At 34.2% G+C, this 2,480-nt stretch carries 1 protein-coding gene, 1 rRNA gene and 1 pseudogene; all 3 read right to left on the reverse strand.

Features of this window, described 5'->3' with window-relative positions:
* Positions 1-298: 298 nt before the first annotated feature.
* A complete protein-coding gene (locus RCJ95_RS23690; protein ID WP_257520885.1) occupies positions 299-1,192 on the reverse strand; it encodes a patatin-like phospholipase family protein in 894 nt (297 codons plus the stop codon).
* Between the two features lie 629 nt (positions 1,193-1,821).
* Positions 1,822-2,278 (reverse strand): annotated as a pseudogene (gene tnpA, locus RCJ95_RS23695) (IS200/IS605 family transposase).
* A gap of 77 nt (positions 2,279-2,355) precedes the next feature.
* Positions 2,356-2,471: ribosomal RNA gene (gene rrf, locus RCJ95_RS23700) — 5S ribosomal RNA — on the reverse strand.
* Positions 2,472-2,480: the final 9 nt, after the last annotated feature.

Genomic DNA, 2,480 nt, shown 5'->3' on the forward strand with positions numbered 1-2,480 from the left:
GATTAGCTCAAATTGTTTTGCTGGCATCATGTTTGATGTCCAAAATTGTGTTTCGTTCACTAACCGAAGCTAGTTACTTAAAACTTTATTGATTACGTTTTGCTTGTTCAGTTTTCAAGGTTCATTTTGTTTACTCTTCTGTAAGAGTTAACTTTTATATAATAACATGTTTTATATTTAATGTCAAACAGTTATTTTATTTTATATTTTAGTAGCTGCGTATCTCAACAGCAACTTTTATATAATAACACCCTATTTGTCATTGGTCAATAGTTTTATAATTAATTTTTAAAAATAATTATAACCTCAACCTTGGCCAATTTCGTAAAAATTGAATTGTACGGTTTCTTCCTATTTCTAATAGAGTTTCTTTTGTTTCTTCATTTAAATCAAATTGGGTAGCACTATAATCTTCTACAGGAATAAAAATAATATCTCTTTCATGTCGTCTTGATATATACCTTTCATCATGAGCATCTTTCATAGTTGAAAATAGTGCCTCAAATAAATTTAGACCATTCTTAATTTCTTGAGGACATTGTTCTTCTCTTCTTCTGCTCAGTTTCAGGCCTAAAATCGGACGTACTTTCCGACCTTCTTTATCATCGAATATCCATAGTGGAAAATTACTTAAAACACCACCATCCACTATAACCGATTCACCCTTCCCAGTCTTTAATGTAACTGGTTCAAAGAAAAAAGGTATACCACAACTCATGCGTAACGCACAAGCAACTGAAAAATTCTTTGCTTCAATTTGATATTTATACAAATCGTCTGGTAAAACAATCATTCTACCATTGGTTAAATCTGAAGCTACTAACTTAAGTGAATCTTTAGGCAGATCACCAAAAGTGTATACTCCTTTTGCTGCTAGCTTTTGGAAAAACCATTTTTCTAAGGCCTTTCCTTTATAGAGACCTAAATGATTATAAACATTTACCCATTTCATAAAAGGAAAAGGTAAAATTGTTCTTCTTGGATCTAGTAATGAAGGAACATCTAACTCTTCTAGCATCATTTCTATCTCTTTTCCACTATATCCTGCAGCAATAAAGGCAGCTAAAATGGCACCTGCACTTGTACCAGCTACACGTTTAAATCGAAAATGTTCAGCTTCTAGTACTTGATATGCCCCTACTAATGCAAAGCCCTTCAAACCGCCACCAGAAAACACGCCATCAATCCACAAAATTTCCTCTCCTTTTTGATGTAATCTTTACAGTATAAGGATGAAGAATGACGAATAGAACTAAATTTTCTATTTTTTTGACGATTCTTATGTAGATAGTAGCAAGCACTAAAACGAACTCTAAAACGAAGTGTTTAGCTAAAATTCAATAACAGTAGCATATAAGAATATGCAGCGAAATATGGTTATTCTAAGAAATGTATAGAGCTACTTAAATCATAATTTATGTTGCAACAATAATTTCAGTTTCAAAAATTTTTAGTGTAGAACATATATTTAATAAGAAATAAAGGGCATAAGCCCCCAACAGTAATGAAAGGCTCTTATCTATATTAACTATGTCTTATAAGGGTGTACTGGTGGTATTAATATTATTTAATTGAAAAAAAGTTACGCTGTTGTTTACTTCTAATTTTATCCTTTCACTGAAGGCTTGATGAAGGCTTGAAAATTTTAAACTGACTTAGTTAATAGCTTTCTAACCCCTCCTATATAGTGCTAAGATTACAATGAATCAGAACCACCAGTCTAACTGGTGGTTTGCTCTACGCGTGAAACGCTGGGGTACTGGCCCATGTCTAAAGAAACGCTGAAAGGTACGCCAACCGCACTCCATTTTCACGCTACCACTAAAGTGGTTTTATTATTTTTGCTTGTATTTCTTCTCCTGTAAATGGATCAATGAATTCTTTCATGGTCGTTTGATCCTCAAGAATATCCTCTTGCAATTGATTTTTTATATATTCCTGTATGATTTTTCTGTTTCGTTCTACTGTATCTAAATAATATCCGCGACACCAAAACTTCCTATTTCCATATCTCTATTTCAGGTTCCTATGGCAATCGAATATCATTAAACTACTCTTCCCTTTCAAATAACCCACAAACGATGAAACACTTATTTTGGGCGGAATCTCATCAACATACGAATATGATCAGGATAGGCTGTAGCTTCAATGATTTCGACTCCTTTTCTTTCACATAACTGGCGAAGAATTCTACCTATATCTGCCTTCTATATTTTGGCGCAAAGACGATGTGATACTTACAATTCCATGTAGTGTGTGCTAAATTTTTATTATTCATTGAGAGCCTCTCGCATAGCAAGGGGTTTTCAAAAGATACAATAAAAAAACAGTCAGCGCACAGCTGACTGTTTTGTTGCCTAGCGACGTCCTACTCTCACAGGGGGAAGCCCCCAACTACCATCGGCGCTAAAGAGCTTAACTTCCGTGTTCGGTATGGGAACGGGTGTGACCTCTTTGCCATCATCACTAGACTTTGTATT

It is taken from the genome of Lysinibacillus sp. BSL11 (assembly GCF_052928325.1).